The organism is Mesorhizobium sp. P2_F8 (genome assembly GCF_056403655.1).
On sequence record NZ_JBFUFB010000009.1, the window covers coordinates 318045 to 332643 of the forward strand.

At 59.1% G+C, this 14599-nt stretch carries 13 protein-coding genes and 1 pseudogene; 3 read left to right on the forward strand and 11 right to left on the reverse strand.

The window, feature by feature from the left end:
- The first annotated feature begins 1618 nt into the window (after nt 1–1618).
- Together AC1DZP_RS23365 and AC1DZP_RS23370 are read left to right on the forward strand one after the other, a co-directional pair.
- Entirely contained in the window at nt 1619–3001 is a 1383-nt protein-coding gene (locus tag AC1DZP_RS23365; protein ID WP_184874267.1) for an adenylate/guanylate cyclase domain-containing protein, read from the forward strand.
- A 444-nt stretch (nt 3002–3445) separates the two neighbouring features.
- On the forward strand, nt 3446–4012 hold the full coding sequence (locus AC1DZP_RS23370) for a recombinase family protein (protein WP_477224886.1): 567 nt from the start codon (nt 3446–3448) through the stop codon (nt 4010–4012).
- A 12-nt stretch (nt 4013–4024) separates the two neighbouring features.
- On the opposite strand, the pseudogene AC1DZP_RS23375 reads toward AC1DZP_RS23370, so the two are convergent.
- The 4 genes and pseudogenes from AC1DZP_RS23375 to AC1DZP_RS23390 form a co-directional block, all read right to left on the reverse strand.
- A pseudogene (locus tag AC1DZP_RS23375) lies at nt 4025–4249 on the reverse strand (transposase zinc-binding domain-containing protein); the annotation flags it as partial.
- 36 nt (nt 4250–4285) lie between these two features.
- Complete coding sequence (locus AC1DZP_RS23380; protein WP_477224887.1) at nt 4286–4966, reverse strand: hypothetical protein; 681 nt, start codon at nt 4964–4966, stop codon at nt 4286–4288.
- A gap of 99 nt (nt 4967–5065) precedes the next feature.
- Nucleotides 5066–6271 carry an acyltransferase family protein gene (locus tag AC1DZP_RS23385; RefSeq protein ID WP_477305679.1) on the reverse strand — a complete coding sequence of 402 codons (1206 nt, stop codon included), beginning with the start codon at nt 6269–6271 and terminating at the stop codon, nt 5066–5068.
- A 157-nt stretch (nt 6272–6428) separates the two neighbouring features.
- Nucleotides 6429–6773, reverse strand: coding sequence for an excalibur calcium-binding domain-containing protein (locus tag AC1DZP_RS23390; protein ID WP_477305710.1), 345 nt, complete (start codon nt 6771–6773; stop codon nt 6429–6431).
- Between the two features lie 202 nt (nt 6774–6975).
- On the opposite strand from AC1DZP_RS23390, the gene AC1DZP_RS23395 reads away from it, so the two are divergent.
- Nucleotides 6976–8361 (forward strand): adenylate/guanylate cyclase domain-containing protein, encoded by a 1386-nt coding sequence (locus AC1DZP_RS23395; RefSeq protein WP_245446118.1) that lies wholly within the window; start codon nt 6976–6978, stop codon nt 8359–8361.
- 1084 nt (nt 8362–9445) lie between these two features.
- Here AC1DZP_RS23395 and AC1DZP_RS23400 read toward each other — a convergent pair.
- The 7 genes from AC1DZP_RS23400 to AC1DZP_RS23430 all read right to left on the reverse strand — a co-directional run bounded on the left by AC1DZP_RS23400 (nt 9446) and on the right by AC1DZP_RS23430 (nt 14552).
- Nucleotides 9446–11197, reverse strand: coding sequence for an adenylate/guanylate cyclase domain-containing protein (locus AC1DZP_RS23400; protein ID WP_477224891.1), 1752 nt, complete (start codon nt 11195–11197; stop codon nt 9446–9448).
- 575 nt (nt 11198–11772) lie between these two features.
- The gene (locus tag AC1DZP_RS23405; RefSeq protein WP_184873614.1) at nt 11773–12408 is read right to left on the reverse strand and encodes a recombinase family protein; all 636 of its coding nucleotides are present in this window, start codon (nt 12406–12408) and stop codon (nt 11773–11775) included.
- A 78-nt stretch (nt 12409–12486) separates the two neighbouring features.
- Nucleotides 12487–12714, reverse strand: a complete 228-nt coding sequence (locus AC1DZP_RS23410) for a hypothetical protein (RefSeq protein ID WP_477225552.1) — start codon at nt 12712–12714, stop codon at nt 12487–12489.
- Nucleotides 12702–13001, reverse strand: coding sequence for a hypothetical protein (locus AC1DZP_RS23415; RefSeq protein ID WP_184873615.1), 300 nt, complete (start codon nt 12999–13001; stop codon nt 12702–12704). The genes AC1DZP_RS23410 and AC1DZP_RS23415 overlap by 13 nt, the downstream gene beginning before the upstream one ends.
- Before the next feature lie 400 nt (nt 13002–13401).
- Nucleotides 13402–13932, reverse strand: a complete 531-nt coding sequence (locus AC1DZP_RS23420; protein WP_184874377.1) for a cytochrome b/b6 domain-containing protein — start codon at nt 13930–13932, stop codon at nt 13402–13404.
- Nucleotides 13933–13975: 43 nt separating this feature from the next.
- Nucleotides 13976–14254, reverse strand: a complete 279-nt coding sequence (locus tag AC1DZP_RS23425) for a PepSY domain-containing protein (RefSeq protein WP_477224892.1) — start codon at nt 14252–14254, stop codon at nt 13976–13978.
- A 106-nt stretch (nt 14255–14360) separates the two neighbouring features.
- A complete protein-coding gene (locus tag AC1DZP_RS23430) occupies nt 14361–14552 on the reverse strand; it encodes a hypothetical protein (protein WP_477224893.1) in 192 nt (63 codons plus the stop codon).
- Nucleotides 14553–14599 lie beyond the last annotated feature (47 nt).

Sequence of the window (14599 nt, forward strand, 5' to 3'; positions counted from 1 at the left end):
GGGCGGGCCGCGGGATGACCGAAGCGAGCGAGGGATTATCCGGCTATTTCGCGGCCATTGGGCCGCTGGATGCACAAATATGTATGTACAGTGCACAAAGCTGTACCGACTGAATGGTGCATCCAGAGCAGAGGGAGGGCGCGATACCCCGTGGCCCGGTGCTGTTCCAGTAGCGGATCGCGCGACCGGATGCATTGGGACCAAAAGGATGTCAAAGCCTATCACCTTCCTAGAAAGGCTCGAACGCATTCCTGCCGAGTCCGCTTCCGGCCCGCAATAGCTTGGATTCAAATTGAAATGAGGTCTGCAATCCCTTCTGCAATCCTTCTGCTGGAATGAAGGGCTCTTCGATCGCTACCTCGGTCGGCTGGCTACCTGAAGAAGGCACTGCAGACCAGATAGCCTGAGCGCAGACGCGGGATTCGTTCTGGAACGAGCTGCGCCATCGATATCCTAGGGGTCTCGTTGTCAGAGTTCCTTATGCCCCTGCGTTGTAAGAGTTGCTCAGATACGCACACTATTTCGGGAAAATCGGAGGTATCAATGGGCGGCGCAGGATCAGGGAATCGGTGGCGAAACGGAGCTCGCAAGAAGTGCGAGGACCTGCTGTATCTTCGCATCTCGGACTTGCGCAAGAGCAGGTTGCTGGCGCCCGGGCGCCGAGGGGAGTTGACCTGGAATGTCGGCGGCCGTCCTTCCGGTTCGATCGGGATTTTCGTGGAGGAAGGCAGCCTGGAGTTGACCTATCATCGTCGAGGACCGGCCCAGGAGTGGCGGCACGTGCACGAGGTCATCGCGCTTGATTCCACGGAACAACATTTCGGCGGTGAGCGGCGCTGGTTCATTTGCCCGTCCTGCAATCGTAGATGCGCAGTTCTTTACGACGGTAACGGCTTTCGCTGCCGTGTGTGTTTGGATCTCAGTTATCGCTCCCAGAGCGAAGATCCTCGCTTTCGATGTCTCTCTAAGGCACGGAAATTGCGGCAACGCCTTGGAGGAACCGCAAGCGTCCCGCTACGACTTGCGGACAAGCCTCGAGGAATGCATTGGCGGACATATAACAGGCTCTACGAAAAGGCAGTAGCACAGGAGCAGGCGACACTGCGCGCTTTTGCTGGGGCGGCGGACAGGCTGCTCGCCGTCAGTCGTTAGAGGCCGCAGGACAAGCGCCCGCCGGCAATTTATTCGTCGTAGGTGCTGTGGCTGCTTTGCGCCCTATGTCGGTCGTTGAGGTCAGCTTTGCCACCGCCTGAAAAGCAGACATTGCCGGCGACCCCGCTGGAGGTCGCGGTTGCGCCATTGACGAAAGTTCGACGATTAGAGCGAGATGGTCTGCTTCGCGCGCTGATAGTTGGCGTACATCGTTGCTGCCTGGTTGTCGCATCTCGACGAAGCCGGTTTCTGCTCTGCAGCGTCACCACCACGATCCGCGCCGTGATGAACCCTCGTTGTCCGCTCGGCAAGCGGTCGCTGCCGATGCAAGCGGTCTTGTGGTCCGGTCCCCGCAACGAAACCATTTCGGCTTCGTTGGTACTCGAATTTTGCACGATTCTATTGCCTGAGCCGTTTGGTGCTACACTGACAAGCCAGTTAACGCGACGGACCTGTGTTCGGTGATATGACCAAAGTAACCGCTTTACCCGACAGAGTGGATTTCGACGTGGCCGCGGATGAGACCTTGCTCGAGGCGGCTCTCAGATCGGGCGTGCCGTTCGCCCATGCATGCGGCGGCAGGGCGAAATGCTCGACATGCCGCGTTTGGGTTCTCGACGGCATTGAGGCTTGCCCGGACCGGAATCCGGACGAAACCCTGATGGCGAACCGGTTGAGATTGGCCGATGAGGTTCGGCTGGCCTGTCAGCTGAGGCCGGAAGGCGAGCTTCGCGTCCGACGCCTGGTGCTAGACGAAACCGACATGATGATCACTAGCCAGCTGGGCACTTCTGCCGCGACGCGTTGCGGCGAAGCAAGGCATGTTGCGGTCTTCTTCAGTGATATTGTCGATTTCACCGCGCTGTCGGAGCGGCTTTCCCCCTACGACGTGATGTATCTGCTCAATCGTTACTTCGCCCAAGTCGGCGACGTCATCGAGCAGAATGGCGGTTTCATTGACAAACTGATCGGCGATGGGCTCATGGCAATATTCGGTATCGACGACCAGCCAGACGCCCCGCTCCGCGCCGTGAACGCCGCACTTCAGACCCTCGCCACGGTCGATCGTCTGAAGCCTTTCTTTGCCTCGATGTATGGCATCGATTTCGATATTCGTATCGGCCTCAACTATGGCGAAGCCGTCATCGGCACATTGGGTTTCGCCGGACACGAACGTCTGACGGCCATCGGCGACGTTGTAAATCTGGCCAGCCGGGTCGAGGCCGCCAATAAAGATGCCGGTACGCGATTGCTAATATCCGAGGCCCTCCGCGATCAGATCGCCGACAAGGTGGAAATCGGCGACTTCGTCAGGGTACGCCTTCGCGGTACCGCCGAGCGCACAAGCCTGTTTGAAATAGTCAGGCTGAAGCCCGAAATTGACGCCGAACTGAATTCCAAGGGGCTTCGCGAAACCATCCGTCACGGCGGCAGGAGGTGGGTTCGCGCTTTTGCCGAAGACGAGCTTCGGCCCTACGAACGTCGGATTCTCGATTTTGAAGATTACGATATCGTCGTCGTTCGCGGATCCGACAACTATTGCGCCTTCAACAATGCTTGCCCGCATCTTCATCTGCCGCTCTACGAACGCCGAAGTTCCACTGAGGCCGAAAAGCTGAAGCTCCCACACACGGAGAGCACGATCACCGCAGATCTTGGCCTGGTCTGCCGCTGGCATCAGAGTTGTTTCGACCTGTCCACCGGCGAAATCAGGGGGTGGGCGCAGCTGCAGCAGGATGGTACTGCGCCGGGCTATGAATTCGCCGGTGACATTTCGAAAAACCGCGCAAAACTGATCGTATACCCCTGCCGAAAGCAGGACGGCTTTGTGTGGATCGGGCTCGAGTGAAGCGACGTTCCGATATTTCAGTTTTCCGTCGCGATCCCATGTCGCCTTTTCTCACATTCTAGGACTTCCTGATCGTGAGACTGAACGGCAGCATCGGGTCAGGTCACGACAATGGTCACGGCGACCGTAATGTCCGGCCCTGAAGATTTGCCGCCTGAAGCAGCCGGTCCGCAAACGGCCCCAAAGAAGTCATGGCTGCACAGCCTCAAATGCCGTCGTTCAGTGCAATCCTACGATGATCCTGAGCCGGCCGCTCGTTTTATGGGTACGGCGGCGTAGGCGGGACGCCCTGCGCAATCCTACGATCCATTGACATGCTGTCCACATGGGCAGGGTCTACCGGACGACCTCCAACAAGCCCTAGCGGCGTCCAATAAGGTTCTTATTGACTTTTGGACGTATCTGACTCAAAAGCTCAGAGGCTATTGGACATTGGAGAGTAGGATGCAGGTCGGCTACGCACGAACTTCAACAGAAGAGCAGGTAGCGGGACTGGAGGCCCAGATACGTGACCTCAAAGCCGCCGGTTGCGAAGAAGTCTTTTCGGAGCAAGTCTCAGCCCTGGGGGATCGACAGGAGCTCGATCGTACGCTCAAATTTCTGCGCAAGGGCGATACGCTGGTGGTGACCAAGATCGATCGCTTGGCGCGGAATACGCGGACCCTTGGTGATATTGTCGATGGCCTGCATGGACGTGGTGTAGGTCTGAAGGTCTTACAGTTCGGCAAGGAGACGCTGGACACGACCGGAGCATACGGTCGGCTGATGCTGAACATGTTCGCCGCTTTCGCAGAGTTCGAGCGGGGCCTGATGAGAGAGCGACAGAAGGAAGGCATCGCGAAGGCGAAGGCAGATAAGAAATACAAAGGGCGGAAGCCTACGGCGCGAGCAAAGGCCGGTGAAGCAGTCGTCTTGTACCAGCAACAGAAATCCGTATCAGAGATCGCCGCGTCCCTCGGCATCGGTCGGGGGTCAGTGTACCGAGCGCTTACGGCTGCTGGCCTCAGGTAGCCCACGGTGTGCAAAGTAGCCGACCGGCAGCAGGTCGGCCTCGCGCTCGGCAAGCCATGTCCGCGCCGTGGCACCCTGGCACCTCGGACAGTGCCGGTTGCGGCAGGAGTTGTAGGCGATGCGCCACTGGCCGCAGTCCTCGCAGGCCTCCACGTGACCGCCAAGGGCCGCAGTGCGACAGTGCTTGATCGCCGACATGAGCTTGAGCTGCTGCAGCGTCAGATGCGCTGTATGGGCGGCCCGGTAGGCGGAACTCTATGACCAGAGCACCCGTCACGTGCAGGTCGTCAAAGACCCCTGCTTAATCAGCTTTGGCCACTCTGGGCCGAGCGTTGTCCTCGCATCAACAGCATTGGCGCCAAGAGGGTCGCTCGCCTTGAACATCTTGATGGCAAAGGCTTGGGAGTGGTGACCTGAGTAGATTGTTGGCCCCGGCTGATAGGTGGTCGTCGCGTTTAGCATTCCGCCGTTGATAGTGCCCATTGTCGTGGCCGTCCCCGGCATCTGCGTAGTCGTGACAGTGTTCTGAGCCGCAGCATCGTAGATGATGTATTTGTCGAACCCTGCCTTGATCGTCTCAATGGCGGCTTCTCTGACGGCGACCCTCTCGGCGCCCACGCCACCACAGACAGGCGCAGCTCTGGCCGTTACGATGGCGGTATTACCTGAAGTCTGAACAACGCTGGTCCCTGCACACCCGGAAATGATGAGCGCAATACAAAGTGCACACGCGGCTTTCACTAACTTTGCCCCCTTACCCAACACCCCCGTTACGCTTGTTGTGCCAGAAAATGAAGATGGCGCGATGTACAGGTTGCCCTTTTGATCCTTTTTGAGTGTTCGCCCTTGGAGCGCTTCTGAAAATATCGCAAAGATCGGGCCCGCTGAAAACAGCGGCGTAACAGCGATAGGTCCGGTTGTTAAGGGCAGAAAACGGGGCCCTAGCGCCCTCATGTGTCGCTGAAACGATCCGCCGGCTTGCGCAGTTCCATTAGGTGCTTGCCTTCTGAACGGCCTCACTGCGAAAAGGGGTTGTTAGAAAACATCCCTTCTCTACTGGCCGGGCACCAGCTGTGTTGCTACGCGGGAATTTCGCATACCCATCAATATCTTACGAAATCTCACCTCCACGCCAGCCCACATCACATATGACAAGACATAGACCAGCGGCACGATCAGGAGGACAGACCATGGTTTCCCGATCCTCTGGACCAGGCCGTGCGTGACGGCTATTCGCAAAATCAGATCATGCAGCATGTAGGTTGAAAAGCTGATCTCGCCGAGACGAACCAGCGGAGGCCATGAAAGAGCTTTGCTAATTTTGCCGGCCTCCCGCGCAAAAACGAAAATGGCTGCGGCGAAGAAAAACATCCCTCCCGACTGGCTGAGCCATGGGATAAGACACTGGCTGAAAACGGCGAAGATCAGAACACTTACGAGGCTTCCCACTTCGAAAACTGTGCCCTTCACATTCGCGGCGCGGCCAGTGACATAGAGTCTGCCAGCAAACACGCCAGTTGCGAATTCCAATACTCTTGACAATGGAAACTGGAATGCGAACGAAATTGGGTTGAAGGTCCACGGGCTCGTTGGCCCAGGAAGTCGCAATGCGGCCAGAGCGCCGACTATCAAGACGGTGACTGCCGCAAGCGCGAAGTACCAGGAACCAAACCGCCGAGTGAGCAACAGTGCGGGAAACAGCGCATAAAACGCCATCTCGGCAGATATGCTCCACGATGCGGCGTTGAACGAGAAAACGACGCCTTGGTATGGCACCCATGCTTGAAGCAGCGAGATATTGATAGCGCCTATAATTCCGCTCCATACGCTGAAAAAAGAGGGCGTCAGGAAAACTGCGGCCGCCACAAAGGTCACGGCATGAACCGGCCAAATCCGCGCGAACCTGGCGAAGTAGAAGTCGCCGATTTCATCCCACCGCAGGTCACGGTAGGCGTACGTCAGCACGAACCCGGACAGAACGAAGAAAAACGAAACGCCGAGCGCAAGTTGAGGATGGTTTATCCCAAAGATATGTACCTGCGCATGGTATACAAAAATCGAAGCCGCAGCAAAAAATCGCAATGATGTCAGTGCGGCGATCTGCGAGAATTTCATGATTCCGCCCCAGAAGAAGAACTCCCTGTAGCCGAGAAATCTCGGTTCTTCAAATCCCAACATCAAAAGGAAAACAGTTATGGACCGCAATTTTGCGCGGGCGCTTGCGCTCGTCTTGAAATCAGAAGGTGGCTGGAGCGACAACACGGCCCGCCGGCGGCGCCACCATGAAGGGTGTCACGCTTGCCAACTTCCGCCGCTACGTGAAGGCGGGCGACGACGGCATCCCAATAAAATCGGCGATAAACGGTCGCGATCTGATCATCCCGGATCTTCCGCAGATCGGCCTTGCTGGCGGCATTCAGCACAGACTTTCACACGGTCTTCCGTCCTTGTCGCGGTCGAGCTTGCCGCCCCAGGGGCAATTGACCAGATACCAGTTTGCCTCATCGCACGAACTAATTTGCGAGCAGGTTCGCCGCGGCTGGCATGAGTAGCTTTGCGCTACCTGCCGGCGGCTGATGATGCCGAGCGGTTGTTTCGCTATCTGCCTCGCACCGTCAGCGTGCTCAGCCCGCCAATCCCAAGGCGCCTGAAACGTTCCGGCCCATAGACCGACCTTTGCCGCTGCGGCTTTCGCCTGCTGCCCTGCATAGGCGCCACGGCTGTAGCGGGGCCAGTCGAGCGCCTGGCCGTGATCGACCATCCAGGCGGCTACGCTGGCGCCGTCAGCGCGCCTGCAGTCGCCGACAAAGCGGCCGTAGCGATCCCAACTGATGAACGTGCATTGGATCGGCCTCGAGGCGGCCAAGAACGTGTCACCGCATGCAGATTGCTAAGGTTAGGAACTTGGCCACGTGCTACCATTGGTGGCCTGATTGTGGCGTCCGAAGCAGGCTCAACGGTGCTTGATCGCATATCTCCAGTCCACGGTTGAGATTGGCTTCGTTTCCGGGATTCGAACAGCCATGGCTCCACGCACCCAGTACGCGAAGTGCGGCAATCTATCGATCGCCTATCAGGTCCTTGGTGACGGGCCAATCGATCTTGTCTATGCGCAAGGTTGGGTCTCCCATTTGGAGTATGCATGGGAAAGTCCCGACTATGCGCGGTTCTTCAGGCGTCTCGCCAATTTCTCGCGCTTGATCAGGTTCGATCGTCGGGGCATGGGTCTATCCGATCGAGATGTCGGGCCCGCGACGCTCGAAGAGCGAGTGGATGATATCCGGGCGGTCATGGATGCTGCCGGGTCGGAACGGGCAGCCCTCCTTGGCGTGTCCGAGGGGGGCTACATGGCGGCAATGTTCGCCGCAACTCATCCCGAACGTACAGCCGCGCTTATTCTCTGCGGGAGCTATGCTCGGCAAAGCTGGGCGCCTGACTATCCGTGGGGCATAACGCTAGAGGATCGTGACGCGTGGAACACGCTCATGGAAGAGAATTGGGGTGAGCCTTTTGAGCTCGACCAGGCTGCGCCGAGCATGGCAAAGGATGAGGCGGCGCGCTCATGGTTCGGCGCCTATCTTCGCTATTCCGCAAGTCCGGGTGCAGTTCGAGCGCTCAACGATCTGAGTTTTGAAGTCGATATACGCGGTGTTTTGCCGAGTGTTCAGGTGCCTACTCTAGTGCTGCATCGCAGCGGAGACCGCTGGCATTCTGTCCCCGAAGCCCAATATCTTGCCGATCATATTCCAGGCGCCAAGTTGGTCGTGCTTCCCGGCGACGATCACTTACCGTGGTGGGGTGACCAGGAACGACTGGTAGGTGAAGTGCAGGAGTTCCTGACTGGAACCCGAAATAGTCCGCCCTCCGAGCGGGTCCTCCTGACCGTGCTCGTGACCGATATTGTTGGATCAACCGAAAAGCTCGCGGCAATCGGAGACCTCAAATGGAAGGAGACTCTGCAAGCGCATGACGGTGTCGTGCGACGAGAGCTGAAGAACTTCGGTGGCCAGGAAGTCAACCGCACGGGCGATGGCTTCGTTTTGGCTTTCACCGGGCCTACCCGGGCTATCCAGTGCGCGCGGGCAATCATACAGGAACTGTCGCGTCTCGGCCTCACCATGCGCGCTGGACTGCATACCGGTGAATGCGAGCGGCGCGAGACCGATCTGAGTGGGCTCGCGGTGCATGTTGCGTCACGCATCTGCAGCAATGCGTCGCCGGGCAGTATCCTGGTGTCCAATACGGTCAAAGACCTGGTTGTCGGCTCGGGGATCGGGTTCATTGACCAAGGCATGTACTCGTTAAAGGGGGTGCCTGGCGAATGGTCGCTTTTCGCCGTCGTTGAATAAGCCGCAGACTTCCGAGACGCGGTTGGTGGCTACGGTTAGTCACTATGCACCATCCAATCTCGATCTCTGCTCGTACCTAGAAGGTCTGGCCAAGGCGTCATTTCGTGACTTGGTGATCGGGCTGGGGGCGACGATCCAAAAAAAGGGACGGCCGCCAGTATAACTGGCGGCCGTTTGATTCCCCACGTTAACCGAATGGCCCCTCCCGGGCTTACCCGCGTGGGTGCACAGGAACCTCCCACGCCCTCCGCTCAGCGCAACGCCGAGGGCGCTGCGCTCCGGGCGCGGGTCCCTCCTATGCACTACCCGGATAAGCCCAAACCTGGGCACCCAGAGGGGTCGCGATTGGACGCGAAATGGAGTGCGCCCCTCGGAGCGGACAGGATCAAGCGGCAGTTTTGACCATCTTCCGGGCGTGTTGGTCTTCGAACTGTTGCGGGCTGAGATAGCCGAGCGCTGAGTGCAATTGGCGGGTGTTGTAAACCTCATCAATGAAGCGGGGAAGGTCCTCTGCTGAAGGACTCGCACGCATGTTCGATCAAGCTGCTGAGTAACGCTGGTCGGAGGACCTACGAGAGGAGCTCGGGCATCACCATATGATCCGCTTAGCCGACGTTCTTGAGGGCTGGGCAAATTGAAGTTGACTGGGTGGGCATAGTCTCTGAGGCGGTTGGCAGATGAAGTCGGCCCGGATTGGGATCCGCCAGCGGGTACACTCTCCCTTGTCGGATTTTTTGGTCGTACCTGATGGACGAGTAGAATATCCGGTTCAAAATGTTGGACCTTCGGCCTACGCGTCGTGGTGGCAGAGGTACCGTGGCTGCTTTGCGCCTCATCTCAGTCATTAAAGCTAGCTGTGCCACTGCCTAAAAGCGGACGTTAGTGACGACCTCACTGGAGGTCGCGGGTGCGCCAAAAACGGACTATCAGCCATTCTCCAGCCGAAGCAGCTATCGCCTATGCCAAGGGATCGCCGACTTGGATTGAGATCGAGTAGGTGCTTTGCCGCAGGCATCCCCCACGGTGCGGTCCGTTGAGATCTCGGTGCGTTGCAACTCGCGATCGATACGCCAGCCTGGCAGAGCTATTCCGGCAGCCCAGCCTTTCGTAGACCTTCTGAAAACAGAGCCATATCGGCCGCACGCCTGATTGAAACGACGTCGGCGAGATTGGAAATTCGTTCGCCAGGATCGAGGGCGAGAATTCGGCTCACCACCTTTTGCGCATCCTCGGTCCGGCCAGCGAGAGCATAGCTTGCAGCGGCGAAGCGCAACGACGCCAAAAAATCCGGCTTTTCCCGTAGCGACCTTTCCGCCCAAGATGATGCCTCCTCAAATCGACCAGCCAAGAGATGAGCCATTGCAACCGCATTCAGCATATCGAACATGAACGGGTCGACTGGACTCATGCGTATCGCGGTAGCCAAGCGCTGGAGGGCGGCTTCCGTATCACCGAGGTCCGCTCTGACCCAGCCGCTGAATAGCCACGCGGTAGCCAGGTTCGGATTGAGCGCAAGCGCGCGATCAATAAACGCTGCCCCGCTATTGTAGTCGCCAACGACAAACGCGAGCGCTTCCCCGCCGAGTGAGAGCGCAACCGCGTCATCCCTGCCCAAATCCACTGCCTTCAGAGCCAGGCGTTCTGTTTCGACGGTTTCCTGCTCACGATCGGCCATCCAGCCGTTCGCCTTGCGTATGACGGCACAGAACGCGGCCATGCCGTATGCCGAGGCGAATTCAGGGTCGAGTTCGATGGCTTCGTAAAACAACTGAAGGGCGTTTGCGGTGGATTCCCTGGTCAACTGGTGGAGGCTTGCTATCCCGCGCAGATAGTAGTCGTAGGCGTCAAGGTGCTCGGTCGGCTTGCGCTTGGCTCGCTCGATCTCTGCCTGTTCCAGCTTCGGAGCGATCGCTCCGACGACGCTCCTGGCCACTTCCTCCTGCAGGTCAAAAACCTCCTCCAGCCCGCCGTCGAAACGGTCGGCCCATAGATGTGCTCCCGTTGTCGCGTCGATAAGCTGCCCGGTGATGCGAACCCTGCTCGCCGCTTTGCGCACGCTCCCTTCAAGTACATAGCGCACACCAAGCTCGCGTCCGACCTGCTTAATGTCCACTGCCCGGCCCTTGTAGGTAAAGCTCGAGTTGCGCGCGATGACGAACAGCCAGCGCGTCCGGGACAGCGCGGTGATGATCTCCTCGACCATGCCGTCAGCGAAGTAGCCCTGCTCGGGGTCGCCACTCATGTTGTCGAATGGCAAGACCGCGATGGACGGTTTTTCGGGAAGCCTCAGCGCAACCCTTGTGGAGGATGCCGCAGCGGGTTTCGCTCGACTGACCCGATAGGCGCGCACCGCCTCCACGATGTTGTGGACCTGATGGCTACCGAGGTCGGCGTAGGCATAGTCCAGTTTGCCTTTGACCTGCTCGTAGACGTTGGTCGCGACGCAGACGCCGCCAGGTTCTGCAAGCTTCTCGAGCCGCGCGGCGATGTTCACGCCATCACCGTAGATCGTATCGTCCTGTGCAATAACGTCGCCCAAATTCACGCCCATGCGGAAAGTCATGCGCTTGTCCTCGGGCAAACTTGCATTGTGAGCGGCTAATTCCTCCTGGGCTTCAACCGCACACCGCACCGCATGGACTGCGCTGGCGAATTCGACAAGAAGGCTGTCGCCAGCGGAACCGACGATGCGTCCGTGCGACTCTGTGATCTTGGGCTCGATCACTTCGGCGCGAAGCCTCTTCAGGTGCCCAAGCGTGCCAACCTCGTCGGCTCCCATGAGGCGGCTGTAGCCGACGACGTCGGCAGCAAGGATTGCGGTGAGGCGTCGCTCCATGCTTGTGTCCTGCCTGTTCCGTAGGTCGAAGCTCCGGGCGGTGAGCGTATTCCAGTCCTACCTCCAATGCGAGCGTGCAGTGCCGGCGCCGACAGCGATCAACTCATCACGTCCCTTGGACCATTCCTCACACGGCGTCGTTTATGGCCCGAGGCGGGCTGCCGAAGGGCTCCTTTGGGTCAGGTCAGGACGATGCTGGCGCTGGGCTGAACGTCCGCTATCGTTCTTCGGACGCCAGAAGCCGCCATTCCGCTGTCGGCCCCATTTCGGTCGTTCAGTGATCACGTAGCGACGATCGCTCCCGGCATATTGCCGGCAGCAATTTCAGAACCTTTGTCCGCCGGAGGCAGTGGAGATCACTGTGAGCAAGCTTGCGAGCTGGGATTTTTGTCGGGCAATCAGAATATCGAGACGGAACGCGGCTATTTAAGCCCCGTCGAGTTCGAGGAGAAATCTATGCTAGCTTAACTGCGTGTCCGAAAAACCGGCAGGGCAGTACCGTTCGTCTACGACTCCATAAGCTCTGCCTCTTGGCGTGGTAAGGATGGGCCGAGTGACTTTGCCACCGACCACGCCTAGAGCGCCCACATGGCCAGGGCCTTCTCCGCTCCAATCCGGTCCTCCCTGATTCTGAGGACCGCCTGCCGCGTCAAGCCCGTGACCTTGGCTATGGCTGATGCACCAGCCCCTGTGCCCAGCATTGTAACCACCGTGTCGAATGCCTCACGGTCGTAGCTCGGCTTCCTGCCACGGTACGACCTGGGGTCGGACTTGGCGTCCTCTATACCTGCCTTCTGGGCTTCCTTGGTGGCGACCGCCTGTGCTTCCGCCGTTGCTGCCATGAAGGCTATCAGCGCGTCCCTAACGGCCTGTTGGATGGGGTCCTTGGTCGCTCCGTCGAACACCATGGCATTGATGACCGTCTTGATCACCACACCGTCACGCATGAAAAGCCGGATGCTATCCGACACGTCCCGATAGTCGCGGCCCAGCCGGTCGACCCAGCGCACCACCAGGGTGTCACTAGGGCGGAGGATGTCGAAAAGCCGCTTTCCTTGAGGTCGCTCCGCCAGCTTGGTCGAGATGCCGGACACACCGTGGTCGGCAATCTCTTGATCAATCTTGAAACCTGCTAGCTCGGCCTGCCTGCGTTGATGCTCAAGCGTCTGGTCGGCAGTTGAGACGCGCGCATAAAAGACGGTCTTGGCCACAGGCCGACTCCTATCCGAAAGGGTTGCGTCCGTTGACTAACTTGTCCGTTGATCCAAGTCAGCCCTAACGGACGCTCTTTAGGAACCCATTTCACTTGACACACTATGCGGGTTCTTCGTCCCGATTGTCGGGATGAGGCGACGGCAAGCCGCCCTTCCGCGACGGTCGGTACCCGCCCCCCTTGTCGGCAGGCGGCCGGGCAGGGGTGGTTTGTGGGGCCTCTGCACATAGGTCGCCTCGCCGGGATCGTTTCGGCCGCGAATGTCCTCCGTATGGTAGGTCCACGCGACTTTCAGATCGCCGATGTTTTGCGGAGTGAGCTGGGTAGTACGGTCACCGGCCGCAGTGCGGCCGTAAGCCTGCCATTCGCCATCCGGAACGGTGCTTTTAAGGTCTCGCGTCGCGTGCGATCGTCGGCAAAGGTGCCGGCTACATCGTGCGGCGACTGGAACATGGTGTAGACGCCGGCAAGCACCGCGATTACGAGGGAGGCGGCCAAAAGCCGGCTGGTGCCGTTGTATCGGGCTGAGCCGGTGTCAATTCTGTGAAGTGACCGCACCATCGGCGGTAACAGCAGCAGCACGCCGAGCATAATGAGCAGGCTACCGCGCGCCGAAAGCGCCCACCAGTCGAAGCCAACTCCCCTTTATCGACCAGCACAGCGTCACCAGCAGTGCTACGCCATATAGCGCCAAGCCAGCGGGGGGGCGCGTGAAGGTTAGCGCTGCCGAAACCACCAGCGCCGCGCCCCTTGGTAGAACCACGATCCGCCGAGATGAGCGAGCCAGATGCCGCCCGCTAGCAGCGCCGTCCAACAACAAAGGTCACGAGTGAGAGAATTATCGGATACATGGGTTCACCGCACCTGCCTGTCGCATGCTCCTCCGCGTACCATTAAGGAGCGTCGCCAAAACAACGTGGTTAATGTCCAAGGACCCCGGGCGTCTTTTGCTGTAACCTCATCGAAACTGACACCGGCCTGGTAAAGGTCGTCAGGCTACGTCCGCGGGCTCAGCTTTGCGTTTTCGCCCCGTGATCATGGCCCGTACCAGGTTTTCGCGATGGCGAAAGCTTGCCAGCGCGACGCCGCCTATATGGAAAAGCACCATCACAAGTAAGCCGTGCGCGCTCAGACTGTGCGCGGTCTCGACCCAGGACACGCCGAAATAGGCGTCCGTTGTCATCAGCCATCCGGTCAGCGCGGTCGATCCCATCGCCCCGATCAGCACGATCACCATCGCGCCGCCGGCGGGATTATGGCCGATATAGCGGGCCTCGCGACCGCTCAGCAACGCCGAGAGGTAGCGTAGCACTGTTGCTGGATCACGCACGAATTGCGAGAAGCGCGCATAGTGAGTGCCAAGAACCCCCCACAAGAGCCGCATCGCGACCAGCCCGGCAGTGGCGTAGCCAGCCCAATGGTGAATGTCCTCCGAGGAATGGGAGGTGAGCCAGGCAGTGACGAAGCTGAGCACCAGCGCCCAGTGGAAACTCCGCACGACCCGGTCCCAGACGCGCACCATCTCTGGAGATGCTCGCGCCTCCGTGGCTATCGAAACGTTCGGATCAATTTTCGCCGGCTTCGGCATTGTCGAGCTTTTCAAGGGTCTCGGCATTGTAGGCCAGGTTCACCTTCTTGCCGGCCTTGTCGACCGCGTAGACTTCGTAGCAGCCCTTCTCGACTTTGATCTGGCGGACGTTGAGGCCCTCGCCGGTTAACTGCGCCTCCAGCGTTGCCTTGGGCTTGAACTGCGATTTCGGGGCGGTGCTGCAGCTGCCGCCGGCGGCGAGCGCCGGTCCTGCAATCGTGGCGGCAAGAGCGGCGAGAACGATTGTGCGATACATGATGGCTCCATTCGGGAGGTTGGGCGCGAATGTTGCGCCTGCGGTTGGGATTTCGATCGGTCGTGTCAGACGGCCATTTCACCGTCATTGGTGCGACATAGCCAATTCAACCTGACAACTGGCTGACAGCTGCAAGAGCGACGTTCATGAACGGGATGAGGACCGGATGTACAGCACTTCTGCCGCCGTCCGGAAGGACATCGCCATGATAACCACATCGAGGATAGGTGCGCTCGGGCTTGCTGCCGGCAGTAGAGGCGGGAGAGGTGACGCCGGCTGTGACGATCGACAGCTGCATTTCTCTAACCGTGCGAGGACACCGGATAAACGATGAGGAAACCCTTC